The organism is Corynebacterium sp. HMSC05D08 (genome assembly GCF_001807215.1).
GTDB lineage: Bacteria > Actinomycetota > Actinomycetes > Mycobacteriales > Mycobacteriaceae > Corynebacterium > Corynebacterium striatum.
In genome coordinates, this window is record NZ_KV788340.1 from 62,082 (window position 1) to 78,196 (window position 16,115).

At 60.3% G+C, this 16,115-nt stretch carries 18 protein-coding genes; 9 read left to right on the top strand and 9 right to left on the bottom strand.

Annotated features, from left to right (window positions below; all coding sequences use genetic code 11):
* Nucleotides 1–26: 26 nt before the first annotated feature.
* From dapF to HMPREF3148_RS07920, 3 genes are read right to left on the bottom strand one after another with little or no spacing between them, the layout of a single operon-like run.
* A complete protein-coding gene (dapF, locus tag HMPREF3148_RS07910; RefSeq protein ID WP_070508985.1) occupies nt 27–857 on the bottom strand; it encodes a diaminopimelate epimerase in 831 nt (276 codons plus the stop codon).
* Nucleotides 854–1,756, bottom strand: a complete 903-nt coding sequence (gene miaA, locus HMPREF3148_RS07915) for a tRNA (adenosine(37)-N6)-dimethylallyltransferase MiaA (RefSeq protein ID WP_070508986.1) — start codon at nt 1,754–1,756, stop codon at nt 854–856. The genes dapF and miaA overlap by 4 nt, the downstream gene beginning before the upstream one ends.
* On the bottom strand, nt 1,750–2,373 hold the full coding sequence (locus HMPREF3148_RS07920; protein WP_005529024.1) for a hypothetical protein: 624 nt from the start codon (nt 2,371–2,373) through the stop codon (nt 1,750–1,752). Before HMPREF3148_RS07920 ends, miaA begins: the two co-directional genes overlap by 7 nt.
* Nucleotides 2,374–2,470: 97 nt before the next feature.
* On the opposite strand from HMPREF3148_RS07920, the gene HMPREF3148_RS07925 reads away from it, so the two are divergent.
* Together HMPREF3148_RS07925 and HMPREF3148_RS07930 are read left to right on the top strand one after the other, a co-directional pair.
* Nucleotides 2,471–3,778 carry a DUF349 domain-containing protein gene (locus HMPREF3148_RS07925; RefSeq protein WP_070508987.1) on the top strand — a complete coding sequence of 436 codons (1,308 nt, stop codon included), beginning with the start codon at nt 2,471–2,473 and terminating at the stop codon, nt 3,776–3,778.
* A 62-nt stretch (nt 3,779–3,840) separates the two neighbouring features.
* A complete protein-coding gene (locus HMPREF3148_RS07930) occupies nt 3,841–4,878 on the top strand; it encodes a GNAT family N-acetyltransferase (RefSeq protein ID WP_246818808.1) in 1,038 nt (345 codons plus the stop codon).
* Here the strand turns inward: HMPREF3148_RS07930 and HMPREF3148_RS07935 are convergent.
* Both HMPREF3148_RS07935 and miaB read right to left on the bottom strand, forming a co-directional pair.
* Nucleotides 4,875–5,486: an Rv2732c family membrane protein gene (locus HMPREF3148_RS07935; RefSeq protein WP_070508989.1), complete on the bottom strand. Its 612-nt coding sequence runs from the start codon at nt 5,484–5,486 to the stop codon at nt 4,875–4,877. The two genes, HMPREF3148_RS07930 and HMPREF3148_RS07935, sit on opposite strands and share 4 nt — an antisense overlap.
* A gap of 19 nt (nt 5,487–5,505) precedes the next feature.
* Complete coding sequence (gene miaB / locus HMPREF3148_RS07940) at nt 5,506–7,119, bottom strand: tRNA (N6-isopentenyl adenosine(37)-C2)-methylthiotransferase MiaB (protein WP_256364831.1); 1,614 nt, start codon at nt 7,117–7,119, stop codon at nt 5,506–5,508.
* A 266-nt stretch (nt 7,120–7,385) separates the two neighbouring features.
* Here miaB and gluA point away from each other — a divergent pair, with 266 nt between their 5' ends.
* The 4 genes from gluA to HMPREF3148_RS07960 all read left to right on the top strand — a co-directional run bounded on the left by gluA (nt 7,386) and on the right by HMPREF3148_RS07960 (nt 10,717).
* Nucleotides 7,386–8,114 carry a glutamate ABC transporter ATP-binding protein GluA gene (gluA, locus tag HMPREF3148_RS07945; protein ID WP_049145056.1) on the top strand — a complete coding sequence of 243 codons (729 nt, stop codon included), beginning with the start codon at nt 7,386–7,388 and terminating at the stop codon, nt 8,112–8,114.
* Nucleotides 8,115–8,142: 28 nt separating this feature from the next.
* Nucleotides 8,143–9,030 (top strand): glutamate ABC transporter substrate-binding protein, encoded by an 888-nt coding sequence (locus tag HMPREF3148_RS07950; RefSeq protein WP_070508990.1) that lies wholly within the window; start codon nt 8,143–8,145, stop codon nt 9,028–9,030.
* A gap of 62 nt (nt 9,031–9,092) precedes the next feature.
* On the top strand, nt 9,093–9,779 hold the full coding sequence (gene gluC / locus HMPREF3148_RS07955; protein WP_049063442.1) for a glutamate ABC transporter permease GluC: 687 nt from the start codon (nt 9,093–9,095) through the stop codon (nt 9,777–9,779).
* Entirely contained in the window at nt 9,779–10,717 is a 939-nt protein-coding gene (locus tag HMPREF3148_RS07960; RefSeq protein ID WP_005529012.1) for an amino acid ABC transporter permease, read from the top strand. The genes gluC and HMPREF3148_RS07960 overlap by 1 nt, the downstream gene beginning before the upstream one ends.
* A gap of 45 nt (nt 10,718–10,762) precedes the next feature.
* Here the strand turns inward: HMPREF3148_RS07960 and recX are convergent, their stop codons facing one another.
* From recX to HMPREF3148_RS07975, 3 genes are all read right to left on the bottom strand, one after another.
* Nucleotides 10,763–11,362 carry a recombination regulator RecX gene (gene recX, locus HMPREF3148_RS07965; RefSeq protein ID WP_049063444.1) on the bottom strand — a complete coding sequence of 200 codons (600 nt, stop codon included), beginning with the start codon at nt 11,360–11,362 and terminating at the stop codon, nt 10,763–10,765.
* A complete protein-coding gene (gene recA / locus HMPREF3148_RS07970) occupies nt 11,363–12,496 on the bottom strand; it encodes a recombinase RecA (RefSeq protein WP_005529010.1) in 1,134 nt (377 codons plus the stop codon). It lies immediately after the preceding gene.
* A gap of 240 nt (nt 12,497–12,736) precedes the next feature.
* Nucleotides 12,737–12,952 (bottom strand): DUF3046 domain-containing protein, encoded by a 216-nt coding sequence (locus HMPREF3148_RS07975; RefSeq protein ID WP_049145047.1) that lies wholly within the window; start codon nt 12,950–12,952, stop codon nt 12,737–12,739.
* Between the two features lie 146 nt (nt 12,953–13,098).
* Here HMPREF3148_RS07975 and HMPREF3148_RS07980 point away from each other — a divergent pair, with 146 nt between their 5' ends.
* The 3 genes from HMPREF3148_RS07980 to HMPREF3148_RS07990 all read left to right on the top strand — a co-directional run bounded on the left by HMPREF3148_RS07980 (nt 13,099) and on the right by HMPREF3148_RS07990 (nt 15,077).
* Nucleotides 13,099–13,689, top strand: a complete 591-nt coding sequence (locus HMPREF3148_RS07980) for a biotin transporter BioY (protein WP_046645313.1) — start codon at nt 13,099–13,101, stop codon at nt 13,687–13,689.
* 5 nt (nt 13,690–13,694) lie between these two features.
* Nucleotides 13,695–14,387, top strand: coding sequence for an energy-coupling factor ABC transporter ATP-binding protein (locus tag HMPREF3148_RS07985; protein WP_070508991.1), 693 nt, complete (start codon nt 13,695–13,697; stop codon nt 14,385–14,387).
* A gap of 75 nt (nt 14,388–14,462) precedes the next feature.
* Nucleotides 14,463–15,077, top strand: coding sequence for an energy-coupling factor transporter transmembrane component T family protein (locus tag HMPREF3148_RS07990; RefSeq protein WP_070508992.1), 615 nt, complete (start codon nt 14,463–14,465; stop codon nt 15,075–15,077).
* A 151-nt stretch (nt 15,078–15,228) separates the two neighbouring features.
* On the opposite strand, the gene HMPREF3148_RS07995 is transcribed toward HMPREF3148_RS07990, so the two are convergent.
* Nucleotides 15,229–16,089, bottom strand: a complete 861-nt coding sequence (locus tag HMPREF3148_RS07995; protein WP_005529001.1) for a PspA/IM30 family protein — start codon at nt 16,087–16,089, stop codon at nt 15,229–15,231.
* Nucleotides 16,090–16,115 lie beyond the last annotated feature (26 nt).

A 16,115-nucleotide genomic window follows, 5' to 3' on the forward strand; every position in this document is an offset into this window, starting at 1 on the left:
AAAGACTGCAACTAAACAGCCATGAGCTAGAGAACCGTGGTGCCCTCAGCCACGATGCGCGAAGGCCCAGTAAGACGTGAACCCCCGTCGAAGATTTCTACCTGCACCTGGCCGCCAGGAACATTGACGGTGACGGTTCCGGCACCCTCGCCGGCGTCGGCAAGCGCAGCTCGTGCCGCGGCCACCGTACCGGTTCCGCAAGACCGGGTCTCCCCCACCCCGCGCTCGAAGACGCGCATGGATACCGCGCCGTCGACAAGCTGTGTCAGTACCTCAACGTTGACGCCATGCGGGAAGAACTCGTGGTCGAACTCCGGCTGCGCGAAAGCCATATCCTCCAAAGACTCCGGCGTGAGGCCCGGAATCACTGCAGCCAAGTGCGGGTTGCCCATGTCAACGCCCAAGCCGGCAAAGTTTTCTCCAACCATCGAGGCAGTGGACACGCCGGTAACCTCCGCAGGGCCCATCTCCACGCTGACCTGCGCATCATGCTCGTCGAAGGAATGCACGGTGACCTGCTTTGCCCCTGCGCGAGTGCCGACGACGAAGCTCTCGCTGTCCACCAAACCGCGGGAGCGCACCCAGTGTGCGAAGACGCGCGTGCCATTGCCGCACATCTCAGCCACAGAGCCATCGGCATTGCGGTAATCCATGAACCAGTCCGCAGGGGCAATGCCCTCAGCCAGTGGCTCACCCAGTGCGCCAGCGCGCACCACGCGCAGAAGGCCGTCGCCGCCGATGCCGGCGCGGCGATCGCATAGAACGCGGACCCGCTCTGGGCTTAGTTCTAGAGTGCCCTCGTGATCCTCGATGATGACGAAGTCGTTTTCAGTACCGTGTCCCTTGGCAAATTTCATGCCTCAATAATACGCAGCGCCTGCTCGTAGGTATCACCGGCTGCGTCCAGCCAGTTAATGCGCTTGTCACGGTTGAACCAGGCCCGCTGCCGGCGCACATAGCGGCGCGTTCCAGTAATCGTGCGCTCAACGGCCTCTTCCCACGTCAACTCGCCGCGTTGGGCCTGGAATACCTGCGCGTATCCGATTGCGCGGCCCGCCGTGGAATCCTCCACTAAGCCTGCGTCCTGCAGGGCCTCGACCTCTGCCACAAGCCCGCGCTCGAACATGCGCCGGCTACGCAGCTCAATGCGTGGATTGAGCCATTCTGCCTCGGTGCGCAGCCCCAGCAACAACGTGTCCCAGCGCGGCGGCGCATCTTTGGGCGGCTGGCTGGCTTTGAAAGGCTTGCCGGTCAGCTCGATGACTTCCAGGGCGCGAACAGTCCGGCGCGGGTCCTTGTCCTCGATGATCGAGGCTGCGGCTGGGTCAATCTCCGCGAGCTCCGCGTGCAGCTTCTCGATGCCGATATCTTTACGCCGCGCCTCATACTTCGCGCGCACTGCCGGATCAGTGGGCGGAAACTGCCAATCGTCCACGAGTGCTTGCACATAAAGCATGGAGCCCCCGACCAAGATGGGCGTCTTGCCGCGGGCCATGATGTTCTCGACGTCAGCGATGGCGTCTTGCTGGAAGCGCGCCACGGAAGCCGTCTCTGTCACCTCCCACACATCGAGTTGGTGGTGCGGGATGCCTTCCCGTTCCTCTACGGTGAGCTTGGCAGTGCCGATGTCCATGCCACGGTAGAGCTGCATTGAGTCGACGTTTACTACTTCGCCGTCTAGTTCATGGGCCAACTTGACGCCCAGGTCCGATTTACCGGATCCGGTGGGCCCCACGACTGCGATGGGCCTTAGCATTGCCACCCCGCAACGTAGCGCCCTACGCCCAGCGTGGAATCGGCCGCACGCAATTCCGCTTGCGTGGGCCGCAAAGCTGCAAGCTCAGCCCACAAGCGGGTTTCAAGCACGCCCGTCTCCGCCAGCAAAGACTCGTCGCAGTCCACGTCCACGCCGGAGAGCAGGGACTCGCACCACAGGGCGGTGTCTGCCGCGCCGTCGACAAGCGCAAGCGGCGCCCGCGCTGTAAGCCCCGCACTGCCATCCACGCACACCATGGTGAGGACGCCGGCACGCGGGGTACCCACGTGGTCTCGGGTATCGGCGACGCGGTGCTTAACGACGCCGTCTAGCACATACCGCGCCATGAGCTCCGGGAGATAGTTTCCCGCACCAAGCTCGACGCTGGGTGCGCCCCATGCCCGCAGTGAGCCGCTGAGGTTAGTATGCCAACGCGGATCGCGCGAACCGACGATGTCCACCTCGATTTCCGCTGCTTCCTCCCCTAATCTTGAGGCCTCCGCAAACTCCACAACCAGTTGGCGAGCAGCGGCAAGAAGGGCCCGGCTGGCGCCATCAGCAGGCGAAAGCTCAGCCGCGAGGGCGGGGGAAGAAGGCATTACCAAAAGATTTAACATTGCTTCCTCATCCTAGTGTAGGAGAAGGTACTGTAAGGGAGAACACTCTAGGCAGCCGTGACGCGCGGCGCGACTTTTCACGAAGGCGGTTTCAACCATGTCGATCCCAACCCCAGGTTCAATGCCCAAGAAGGGTGCTCGTCCAGGCCCTCGTCCTGGTGCGCAGCCGGTGAAGCAGACTCCTCACAATGATCCGGCCAAGTGGGGCCGCGTGGAAGAAGACGGTTCGGTCTACGTCAACGCCCCGGAGGGCGAGCGCAAGATTAGCGAGTGGAAGGCTGGTACCCCGGCCGAGGGCTTGGCTCACTACGGCGCACGTTACGACGATCTCTCCACCGAGATCGAGCTCCTCGAGGCTCGTCTCAAGGCGCATCCTGGCGAAGCTGAGTCCATCAAAGCCACCGCTGCTGAGCTGCGTGAGACCTTGCCTACCGCTGCGGTTATCGGCGACATTGCGGCACTCGATAAGCGCTTGGGCGCTGTCATCGAGCACTCCGTAACCGCCGGTGAGCAGGCACAGGCAGACAAGGCACGCCGCCGCGAGGAAGGCATCGCTGCCAAGGAGAAGCTGGCCGCCGAGGCAGAAGACATCGCAGAAAACTCCACCGACTGGAAGGCCGCGGGTGACCGTATCCGCGCCATTCTCGAAGAGTGGAAGCAGATCCGCGGCATTGACCGCAAGACTGACGACGCACTCTGGAAGCGCTACTCCCGTGCGCGCGATTCCTTCAACCGCCGCCGCGGCGCCCACTTCGCGGAGCTCGACCGCAACCGCGCCGCCGCACGCAAGCGCAAGGAGGAACTTGTTGAGCGCGCCGTAGCACTTCAGGACTCCACGGAATGGGGTCAGACCGCTCGCGCTTACCGCGACCTCATGACCGAGTGGAAGGCAGCCGGCCGCGCACCGCGCGAGGCTGATGACAAGCTCTGGGCGCAGTTCCGCGCCGCACAAGACCACTTCTTCTCTGCACGCAACGCTGTCAATGACGAGCGCGACAAAGAGTTCGCCGCCAACGCTGCGGCCAAGGACGCACTCATCGCTGAGTACGATTCCCAGATCGATCCTTCCAAGTCCATCGAGACTGCCAAGGCAAAGCTGCGTGAGCTGCAGGAAAAGTGGGAGGAGATTGGCTACGTTCCGCGTAACCAGGTCCGCGAGTACGAGGCAAAGATCGAGGTACTCGAAAAGCGCGTCGCTGAGGCCGAGGACTCCGAGTGGCGCCGCACTGATCCAGAAGCACAGGCACGCGTAGCCCAGTTCCAGTCCAAGGTTGATGACTTGACGGCTCAGGCTGCAGCAGCCGAGTCCAAGGGCAATGCCAAGAAGGCCGAGGACCTGCGCGCACAGGCTGCGCAGTGGCAGGAATTCGCCGACGCAGCTGCCGCTGCAGTCAACGACAAGTGACGGTCACCCGCAAGTAATTGCTCGTTCAGATCGTACCCGGCCGCGGGGAGCCCGCCGACTGCGTGCGCAGTTTCGTCTTCGACGCGAACCTTTACGCACAGGAGGCCTCCGGCGATCCCGCGGCCTCTTCCGCGCCTTCGCGGGTGGTACAGCGCCTACAAGGTTCCACCGAATCTGTCACCTACTTGTTTGGACTGACTGAGGACACCCCGCTGGAGGTCGGTAAGCTAGGCTTTCCCACTATTCCAGCAGTAGAGCCCAGCCCGGAGCTCGACTTTGACGGCTTTATCCATATCTCCCTTCCGCTGCTCGAGGAGACCCAGAATGCCGAGATCGAATGCGTGCTCGGCGCTGATTACCTGCCCCTGCCGGGCGAAGAACTTGAGCCCGAGGCGCTGGCCGTAACGCATCAGCTCGCCGAACACGCAATGGCCTTGGCCCGCCAGTTTGGTCGCAGTGTGGCGCAAATCGGCATGCTCTACCCGGCTGAAGCGGACTACTCTTACGATCCTTTTTCCACCGCTTACACGGAGCTGGGATTCCAGCCCAAGCATTCAGAACACCAGATGTTCATTGAGTTCCCCGACTCCCCTGCCCGGCCTTTCCCGGTGGCGGGCCGCAGCTTCCACGTGTTCGCGGACTATGACATCCCAGAGCATCACCTCGACGACATCTTGGACCTTCTAACGGTCGCATCCACGGATGCGGTCTACGGGGATCTCAACACGGAGCCTATTAATTGGACACGGGAGCGCTTGGCCGAAGCCCACTCCCGCCTGCGGGCGCGCAAGTCACACACGCTTCTCATCGCAGTGGAGGAAGAAGGCCGTATCGTGGCGCTCACCGAGTTGGCACGCCATCACGACGCAGATCCCGAGGTATGCGAGTGGACGCTCACGGTCACTGCGCGCGATAGGCGGCGCGTGGGACTAGCCACGTCAGCGAAGCTGCATGCACTGCACGAGGTGGCTCAGTGGTGGCCTGATACCCGCCGTGCTTATTGCTCGGTAGCCGACGCCGATCCGGCCATGAACCGCATCTACCAGCACCTTGGTGCAGAGGTCATCTCTACATCGTCGGCGTGGGAGCTCAAGCTTTAGGACTTCTTGTAACGCCGCGCTGCTTGGCGACGCCGATCGTCGATGAGCAGCGGGTTCTCCTCCGGCGCGAGGGTGGTTGCTGCCTCGGTTTGCAGGATTCCCACCTGGTCCAGCTTGCTGGCTTCGCGGCGGGCCTTCTCAGCAGCTGCGACCTGCTCTGGGCTGCGCTTGAACGCCACTTGGCAGTATGCAAGGAAGGCGATGAGGCTCGCGAGGATTCCTACCCACATGCCGATGGAAGGGCTATCAACGGTGGAACCGCGGAACCAGAAGCTCCACAGGCTAATGAAGAGGGAAATGGCCACCATCATCCACGCGGCGAGCGCAAAGTTGGTGCGATGTGTGGCCACAGTCAGGGTGGTCAGCACGCCAATGCCCACGAGGGAGAACCATGCAGAGACAGTTTCCATGATGGAGATCCGCACGCCGTCATCCGTGGTGCCCAGTTGCAGCGCTTCCCACCCATGCGCCGGGCCGGCATAGGGCAGAACCAAGTACGCAACCCACACCACGATAGCGATGATGAGAGTGACCTTGTGGTTTCCCAGTTCCATCTTCTTGGCAGCCGCGCGTTCAGCGGCGTGGGCTTGTTCGTACTGATTACTCATGGTGGTCTAGCGTACTCCTCTAGCAGCCGCAGGCGTCATCTTGCTGGCGCGCAGGCTTGCCAATCCGCGGCAGTCCCAGGCCCACACCAATCGGCGCGGTGGTGGGCGTCTGACCGGCTGCGGACATATCGCCCGCCTTGGTGCGGCGGTGCGAGGTCACGCCGGAGTCAGCCACGAGGAAGAAGGAGCCAGCATCAGTCACGGTGGTGTGAACAACGTCGCCAGGGCGGATGTCCGCGGTGATGTCGGTGCGGGTGCCAGCGGCGTCGACAAGCACGGGCGCAAAGTGCACCAGGCGCCCATCGCGGGAGCGGCCCGTCAGGCGGTGGGTCTCCCCTGCCTTGCGGCCTCCCTCGGCCTGGACCAGCAGCTCAGCGTCGGTGCCGATGAGCTTGGCGTTTTCTTCAGCCTGAATGGAATCCTGCAGGGCAACCAGACGCTCGAAGCGCTCTTGCACGATGTGCTTGGGTACCTGCTGCTCCATCTCGGCAGCCGGAGTGCCCGGGCGCGGCGAGTACTGGAAAGTGAAGGCGGAGGCGAAACGCGCGCGCTTGACGACGTCCATGGTGGCCTCGAAGTCCTCTTCGGTCTCGCCCGGGAAGCCGACGATGATGTCGGTGGTGATCGCCGCGTGTGGCATTTTTTCGCGCACTTCGTCGAGGATGGCCAAGAACTTCTTAGAACGGTAGGAACGGCGCATCTCTTTCAGGATGCGATCGGAGCCAGACTGCAAAGGCATGTGCAGCTGCGGACACACGGCCGGGGTCTCAGCCATGGCGTCGATGACGTCAGAGGTGAACTCAGCTGGGTGCGGCGAGGTAAAGCGCAGGCGCTCGAGGCCCTCAATCTTGCCTACCTCGCGCAGCAGCTTGGAAAAGGCGAACTTGTCACGCGGCAGATCTGGGTCAGCGAAGTTCACTCCATAGGCATTGACGTTCTGTCCAAGGAGCGTGACCTCGGAAACACCCTGGTCAACCAGGGCTTGAACCTCAGCGAGGATGTCACCTGGGCGGCGATCCTCTTCTTTACCGCGGAGGGAAGGAACGATGCAGAAGGTACAAGTGTTGTTGCAGCCCACGGACACGGATACCCAGCCGGCGTAGGCGGACTCGCGCTTGGCCGGGAGCACGGACGGGAAGGCCTCTAGAGAATCGACGATTTCCACCTGTGCCTCGTCGTTGTGGCGAGCGCGCTCGAGCAGCGTGGGAAGTGCTGCCATGTTGTGGGTGCCGAAGACTGCATCGACCCACGGTGCGTTGTCGAGGACGGTATCTTTGTCTTTCTGCGCCAAGCAACCGCCCACGGCGATCTGCATGCCAGGGTGGTTTTCCTTGGTCTTCTTCAGCGCGCCCAACGTGCCGTACAGGCGCTTATCGGCGTTCTCACGCACCGCGCAGGTATTGAAGACGATGAGGTCAGGCTCTTGTTCCTCCGCGGCGGCAACATAGCCAGCCTCTTCGAGCAGGCCCGAGATGCGCTCAGAATCGTGGACGTTCATCTGGCAGCCGAAAGTACGCACCTCATAGGTGCGGGCGGAACCATCCGGGTTGGTGCCGGCGCTCTGCGCGATCTGGCCGAGGGCGACCTCCGGATCAACTCCGGTGACGGCGTTCTTGGGGTTTCTAGTGTTCATGGGGGCGCTCACGTCGGTTCATTCTAACGACGCTCGGGGGTAACTCATAACCGCGCTCTTCCCCTGTTTACCAACTTCGCCGCATGAATATTTCTCCTCATTTACCAGGTATTTCTATATTACGACAGATAGAATCCTCTTTACAGACGGGTGAAGCGTTATCAAAACGTGACCCTATTGCCCAACCTTGTGACACAGCGCACCCTATTATCCCAACATGACCCGTTCAACATACAGAAGGAAGTAATGATGTGAGCGACTCCCCAATGATTCGCATCAGCGACGTACAAAAGTACTTCGACGATTATCACGCATTGCGCGACATTAATCTCGAGATCCAGCGCGGCGAAGTCGTTGTCGTGCTCGGCCCCTCGGGATCCGGTAAGTCCACGCTGTGCCGCACCATCAACCGCCTCGAGACCATCGAGTCCGGCTCCATCGCCATCGACGGCACCCCACTGCCGGAGGAAGGCAAGGCCCTGGCCACGTTGCGCGCCGACGTGGGCATGGTCTTCCAGCAGTTCAACCTCTTCCCTCACTTGACTATCAAGGACAACGTAACGCTGGGCCCCATCAAGGTGCGCAAGATGTCCAAGTCCGCCGCGAACGACCTAGCACTCCAGCTCCTCGACCGCGTGGGGATTGCCAACCAGGCAGACAAATACCCGGCGCAGCTCTCCGGTGGCCAGCAACAGCGCGTCGCCATCGCCCGCGCGCTCGCGATGAAGCCGAAGGTCATGCTCTTCGATGAACCGACCTCCGCTCTCGATCCGGAGATGGTCAACGAGGTCTTGGACGTCATGACGGACCTCGCCAAGGAGGGCATGACCATGGTCGTCGTCACGCACGAGATGGGATTCGCCCGCAAAGCCGCAGACCGCATCTTGTTCATGGCCGACGGCGAGATCGTCGAAGATACCGACCCTGACTCTTTCTTCACCAACCCGCAATCGGGTCGCGCCCGGGACTTCCTGGGCAAGATCCTCCACCATTAATCCCATCCTCATCTCAAGGAGAAACACCATGTCTGGTTCCCACATCACCCGCGTTATCGCCGCCACCTCCGCCGTCCTTGCCTCTGGCGCCCTGCTCGCTGCCTGCGGCGGCTCCTCCGACTCCGCCTCCGGCGAAGGCGAGGGCCTACTCGCCCACATCGAGTCTGGCAACGTCACCCTCGGCACCAAGTTCGACCAGCCGGGTCTCGGCCTGCGCGAGGGCGACGGGTCCATGTCCGGCCTGGACGTCGACGTCGCGACCTACGTCGTCAACCACATCGCCAAGGAGAAGGGTTGGGCTGAGCCAAAAATCGAGTGGAAGGAAACCCCCTCCGCGCAGCGCGAGACCCTCATCGAGAACGGCCAGGTCGACATGATCGCCGCGACCTACTCCATCAACGCCTCCCGCGCAGAGAAGGTCAACTTCGGTGGCCCATACCTTGTCACCCACCAGGCCCTGCTCGTTTCTGCTGACAACGCGGAAATTAAGGGTCTCGACGGTCTCGACGGCAAGATCCTCTGCTCTGTCACCGGCTCTACCCCGGCTCAGAAGGTCAAGGAGGCTCTGCCGTCCGTCCAGCTTCAGGAGTTCGACACCTACTCCTCCTGCGTTGAGGCACTCTCCCAGGGCACCATCGACGCGATGACCACGGACGCGACCATCCTCAACGGCTACGCCGCCCAGAACGAGGGCAAGTTCAAGGTCGTCGAGCTCGAGAAGGACGGCAAGCCGTTCACCGACGAGTACTACGGCATCGGCCTGGCCAAGGACGACCAAGAGGCCACGGAAGCCATCAACGCTGCGCTCAAGGAGATGCACTCCTCCGGCGAGTTCGACAAGCTCGTCTCTGCCAACCTCGGCAAGGGCGACGCCATCGAGCCGGGTACCCCGGGCGACCTGTCCTTCGTGGAATAACGCCCCCTTAGGCCGGGCACAAAAGCCCGGCCCCTCCCATCCCCAATGAACGAGGAGAAACCATGAGCTCCATGTGGAGCCAGCTGGGTCCAGAACTCTGGCCCGCGTTTTGGCTCACTATCAAACTCACGCTGTGGTCGGCGTTGGGTTCCATGATTCTAGGCACCATCCTGACCGCGATGCGCGTCTCCCCCGTCGGCATTCTGCGCTTCCTGGCTACGACGTACATCACGATCGTGCGCAATACGCCACTCACGCTGGTCGTGCTGTTCTGTTCCTTCGGCCTGTACCAGACCCTCGGCGTCACGCTCGCGAGCCGCGAGTCGGCGACATTCCTCATCGACAACAACGTGCGCTTGGCCATCGTGGGCTTTATCCTCTACACCTCCGCCTTCGTCGCCGAGTCGTTGCGCTCCGGCATCAACACCGTGGACTTCGGTCAGGCAGAGGCCGCCCGCTCGCTCGGGCTGTCCTTTACCCAGACATTTAGCACCATCGTCTTCCCACAGGCAGTCCGCGCGGCTATCGTCCCGCTGGGCAATACACTCATCGCGCTAACGAAGAACACGACCATCGCGTCCGTCATCGGCGTCGCCGAGGCCTCGCTGCTCATGAAGTCGACCATCGAGTTCCACGCCAGCCAGCTCTTTGTCATCTTCCTCATCTTCGCAGCAGGCTTCATCATCCTCACCCTGCCCATGGGCCTTGGCCTGGGCAAGCTCTCTGAAAAATTGGCGGTGAAGAAATAATGTCCGTACGCGCCACAGTGCTTTACGATGCCCCCGGCCCCAAGGGCCGACGCAACAACGCCATCTATACAGTCATCACCGCCATCGTCGCCACCGCGGTCCTCGCGTGGGTGTTTATGAAGTTGAACGAGCGCAACCAGCTCAGCCCTGAGCTGTGGACGCCGTTCCTCAACTCGCAGACATGGACGACGTATCTGCTCCCGGGTCTCAAGGGCACGATATTCTCCGCCGTCGCCTCCATTCTGTTGGCCATCGTCTTTGGCGTGGTCTTCGGTCTGGGACGCCTGAGCGAGCACCGCCCCATCCGCTGGGTGTGCGGCGTGGTCGTGGAGTTCTTCCGCGCCATCCCCGTGCTGCTGCTCATGATTTTCGCCTACCAGCTCTTCGCGGTCTACGACCTCGTGCCGTCCAAGCACCTCGCTTTCGGTGCCGTTGTCTTCGCGCTCACGCTCTACAACGGCTCCGTCGTCGCCGAGATTCTGCGCTCCGGCATCCGTTCGCTGCCCAAGGGCCAAACCGAGGCAGCTAAGGCGCTGGGACTGAGCCACCAGCAGACCATGTTCAAGGTGCTGCTCCCCCAGGCCGTCGCGGCGATGCTTCCTGCGCTCATCTCGCAGATGGTCATCGCCCTCAAGGACTCCGCGCTCGGCTACCAGATCGGCTATGTCGAAGTTGTCCGCTCCGGTATCCAGTCCGCGTCCTTCAACAAAAACTACCTGGCTTCGCTCATCGCCGTCGCCATCATCATGATCCTTATCAACTGGGGACTGACAGTGCTGGCCCAACGCATCGAGCGCCAGCTGCGCGCCGGCCGCGCCCGCAAGAATATCGTGGCCGCCGTGCCGCACCATCGCTCGCAGGGCCTCGACACCAAGGACGAGGTCAACGCCGATTGGCACGCACCCGGCTACAAGGAAATCCGCAACCCCGCGGAATAAACACCTCACATGGGCAAGCCGAACCCTCAGCAACCAGCTGGGGGTTTACTCGTTTTCCAGCTCCGCGCAGCGCGCCTCGAGAGCCGCCTTCGCCACGCGCAACGACGCACCCTCGTTAAAGCCGCGGCGGGCAAGCACGCCCACGATGCGCCGCAGCGCCTTGTCGCGCTCCGCACGGTCTTCCGGGATCGTCTTCACCGAGCGAGCCTTCTTAGCAGCGAGCTCCTCCATGATGGACTGCTCGGACTCCTGCGTCACCTGCTCGAGCGCCTCCGCGCGGTCTGCTTGCGCTACCCCCTTGCGCTGCAGCTCGCGGTCGAGCACCCGCGCCGACTTGCCGCGACGCGCATGGCGTTGGCGCACCCATTCACGCGCGAATGCCGCGTCATCGAGCAGGCCCACGTTCGCAAGATCGTCAAGCACCGACTCGACGACCTCCGGGTCAAACTCCAACCCAATGAGACGATCGGAGAGTTCCTTTCGCGAACGCGCGCGCTGATCCAGTAACAGCAACGCACGATTGCGTACCTTTGCTTTAGCTTCTTCTGCTTCGACATCAAAAAGCCCGCCTCCAGTGGCGCCGGATTCATAATCTTCCAGCGCCCGGCGTAGCTTCTCGAGCTTCTCTGGGGCGGGCTTGTTCATTTATTCGTCGTCAAAGTCGACGTTTGGCACCAAGTCGACTGCCTCATCAGTTAGCGGATCATCCGCACCTGGCACGTCCATTGGAATGTCTTCGTCGGTAGTCGCACCAGAGCCGATCCCCAACTTGTTGAAGATCTTTTTCTCGATCTCGTCAGCGAGGTCCTTGTTTTCCTTCAAGAAGTTACGCGCCTTCTCCTTACCCTGACCGAGCTGGTCACCTTCATAGGTAAACCAGGAACCGGACTTCTTGATGAAGCCATGTTCCACGCCCAAATCGATGATGGAGGACTCCCTAGAGATGCCCTCGCCATACATGATGTCGAACTCGGCAATCTTAAATGGTGGGGAGACTTTGTTCTTCACGATCTTGATCTTGGTGCGGTTACCAATTGCATCCTGGCCGTCCTTCAGGGTCTGAATGCGGCGGATGTCGCAACGGACAGATGCGTAGAACTTCAGCGCCTTACCACCAGTGGTGGTCTCCGGCGAACCGAACATGACACCAATCTTCTCGCGCAGCTGGTTAATGAAGATTGCGGTAGTGCCGGAGTTATAAAGCGCACCGGTCATCTTGCGCAATGCCTGGGACATCAGACGAGCTTGGAGACCCACATGGGAGTCCCCCATCTCGCCCTCAATTTCTGCCTTCGGGGTCAGCGCTGCCACGGAGTCAATAACGATGATGTCAATAGCGCCGGAGCGAACAAGCATGTCCGCGATTTCCAGCGCCTGCTCACCAGTATCCGGCTGGGAGACCAAGAGGTTGTCGGTGTCTACGCCCAGCAGACGGGCGTATTCCGGATCCAATGCGTGCTCCGCATCGATAAAGGCAGCAATGCCGCCGTCCTTCTGCGCAGAAGCAATGGCGTGCAACGCAACAGTTGTCTTACCGGAAGACTCAGGACCGTAAATCTCAACGATACGGCCGCGCGGGAAACCACCGATACCCAGAGCAATATCGATCGCGGTATTACCGGAGGAGATCGCCTGGATTGGCGGGCGTTCGTCATCACCCAGACGCATGACTGCGCCTTTACCAAAATCCTTCTCAATCATCGCCATTGCGGCGTCAAGAGCCTTTTGGCGGTCATCACCTTTAGCTGCCGCGGCAGTGGACTTCTTCTTGGTTGCCATTTATTTCCCTAACTTTGATTATTTACGCAGAATGATTCACGCGCCGATGAGCGCGAGTTCTTCTTTTTAGACTGTTATTGCGCAACACTGGTTCCGCCGACAGACAAAAGCTATCGAATCAGCTTGACATCCCCCACAACAATACACACACAGATGTTCGAATTTCCACTCAAATTCAACGTGTCTGTTCTATTTTCAGGCCATAAAGGTTTCAACGCGTTCGAAAGGCCGAGCTAACGATTACAAGGTTGGATAGTCGACCCCAAGGCGCCTTTCTTCGGGAACGTCAAAGTCATCGCACAATCCGTCCCACACGTCGCCCGGGTCAACACCTCGCTCTATTAGCTCGTCGGCGGTCTCACCATATTTTGCTAGTACATGGGAATGGCTAATCCACTTCCCCTCGGACTCGCCGAACTCGTCGACAACCAGTTGGTGATATTCCGTCAATCGCATGCCAGCCATCCTACAGGGCGGCCTTGCACACCCTCCCTAGGACAAGTCCCCCATCTAGGGCATAGAGCGCCGCCGAAACCCCACGTTGAACGCTGTTCAAAACTGCCGGTTTCCTGCTTCGTTGGCAAACGTGTAATCTCCCCACCATGAAAAAGAACTCTGTCGCGACTGACATCGCATATGTTGCAGTCTTTACCGCTCTCATCATCGTTTTTGCGTTCGTTTCCATTCCAAGTCCTGTCTCCGGTGTTCCCATCGTTATCCAGAACGCCGTCATTACCCTGGCGGGTCTAGTTCTCGGCGGTCGCCGCGGATTCTTCGTGGGCCTGCTGTTTATCGTTCTCGGCCTCGTAGGCCTTCCGGTCCTTGCTGGCGGACGTAGCGTCATCAGCGCCCTGCCTGGCCCAACCGTTGGTTACATCGTGGGCTACCTCATCTCCCCTGCCATCGGCGGCGCTGTGGCCTACCGTGCACCGCGCAACAAGACAGGCCTTGCCATCATGATTACCGTCGCCGGCTTTGTCAGCTTGCTCATTCAGTACGCTTGCGGCACCGTCGGCCTGGCGCTGCGCGCGGGCATGGGCTGGGGCGAAGCTGCCCTGGCACAGATTCCATTCCTCGGCCCAGATGCGCTCAAGCTGGTGATCATGATCATCATCGCCATCGGTGTGCACTCAGCTTTCCCTGATCTCATGGGCCGCAAGCCTGTGACAAAGAAGGCTGAATCCGCGGCTTAAGCACTATGCCAACAATTGAATTTCAAGGGGTCTGCGTCTCTTTCGAGGACAAGGAGATCCTTTCTGATATCAACCTGACCCTCAGTGAGCAGCGCATTGGAATCATCGGTGCCAACGGTGGGGGCAAGTCCACGCTGACGCGTCTCATCAATGGTTTGGGTGAGCCAACTACGGGCACAGTGCTTGTCGACGCCGTCGATGTAGCGAAGAGCGGCAAAGAAGTCCGCCGCAAAGTGGGCTTCGTATTCTCCGATGCAGAGAACCAAATCGTGATGCCAAATGTGCGTGACGACGTCGCCTTTTCCTTGCGTCGCATGAAACTAGCTAAGGAAGAAAAGAAGGCGCGTGTCGACGCCGCCCTCGAGAGATTCGGGCTCTCACATCTAGCGGAGCAATCACCACACACGCTGTCAGGTGGTCAGAAACAATTGCTTGCGCTGGCGGCTGTACTAGTCATGGACCCGTCGCTCATCATCGCCGACGAGCCGACAACCTTGCTCGACCTACGCAACCGTGACCGCATCCGGCGTGAGTTCGCGGCACTTGAGCAGCAACTCATCGTGGTCACCCACGACCTCGAATTCATCAATGACTTCGACCGCGTCATCTGCATCGATGACCACAAGATTGCTGCCGACGGCGCACCCGAGGAGGTCATCACTTTCTACCGCAAACTCATGGCCTCACGGCCGCTCTAAAGAAGTCAGCTTAAAAGAACCGACCCACTCAACAATCACCCCAACCGAAACCCTTTGTGAAGTAGGAAGCCAGCCGTGCCGAAAAGCATCCCCCTTGGCTATTACGTTGATGCCGACACCATCATCCACCGGTGTCCGACGCGGGTGAAGTTTGTGGTTCTCATTACATTCATTGTGGTCACCACACTGTGGGCTAAATCCATTCCCACCGCGATCGGCGCCGCCGCGATAGCAGTGGCTTACTACCCCATTGCACGTATCCCTATCAGTGTGGCATGGGGCCAACTTTTGCCGCCTCTTTATCTCTTGCTGGCCCTAGCCGCGTTTCAGTGGTGGCAAAAGGACTTTGTCACCGCAGTGGTGATGTTTTTTAGTGTCTATGCCTCAATCATCGCGGCCGTTTTGCTGACCTTGACTACCAAGGTTTCAGACATGATGGAGTCTTTCGAGCGGGCACTACAGCCTTTCGCGAAACTCGGACTGCCGGTAGAAAACCTCAGCCTTGCCATGTCGCTGACAATCCGTCTGTTGCCGCTAATGCTCGGCACAGTCAATGAAGTCCTCGACGCCCGCAAAGCACGCGGCGCCGGCACGTCACTGCTCGCCTTCGGTACACCGGTGGTCATCCGCTCTATCCGCCGCGCCCAGGCCATGGGTGAGGCCCTGCAAGCCCGCGGCGTCGGCGATTAGCGCTAGCAAGAGTAGCTCCATGAATTTGGAACCCGAGTTTCAGTCCCCAGAAACTCACTACATGCAGGAAGGGCCTCACCCGGCGGATGCCAAGGGTGAGGCCCTTCCTATGCTCGAGGCTATCGGCTACTTTCGTAGCGTCAATTAAGGCTTACTCGCCGCGCAACTCGCGGAGACGAGCCTGGACAGCATCATCAGCTGCAGCATTTGGCTGAGCTGCCTTGTCAGCAGCGGAACCAGCAGTGCGGTTGCCCTCGATTGCCTGCTGGGGGTTGCCCTCCACAGCCTTGGTGGTGTTCATTTCAGCACGAATCTGCTCGAGACGGGAGTGGCCTGCGAGCTGAACGCCAGCCTGCTCAATCTCGTGCATGCGATTAGAAACGGAGTTCTCGGCGAGCTCAGCCTGGCCCAATGCCTTGGTGTAGCGGCGCTCAATCTTGTCACGCACAGAATCCAGCGAAGGGGAGTTGCCGTTCGCGGTCAGCTCGTTCATGGAGTTAAGCGACTCGGAGACCTTCTCCTGCATCTTGGCCTGCTCAAGCTGAGACAGCAGCTTGGAGCGCTCGTTGACCTTCTCACGCAGAGCCATGCCGTTGCGCTCGACAGCCTTCTTAGCCTGCTCAGCCTGCTGAAGTGCCTGATCGTGAAGCTTCTTGGTGTCCTCTACAGACTGCTCAGCAGTAACGAGCTGTGCAGCGAAAGCCTCCGCAGCGTTCTCGTACTCGGTGGCCTTGGTTGCGTCACCTGCAGCACGAGCTTTATCAGCGAGCTCTAGAGCCTGGCGGGTATTGCCCTGCAGCTTCTCAATTTCGCTCAGGCGACGGTTAAGCTGCATCTCCAGCTGACGCTGGTTACCAATGACAGCAGCTGCCTGCTGCGAAAGCTCCTGGTGCTGACGCTGTGCTTCCTCGATAGCCTGCTCGATCTGAACCTTCGGATCAGCATTTTCTTCGATCTTGGAATCGAAGAGTGCCATCAAGTACTTCCATGCCTTTACGAATGGATTCGCCATTGTATTCTGGGGCCTTCCTAATTAGC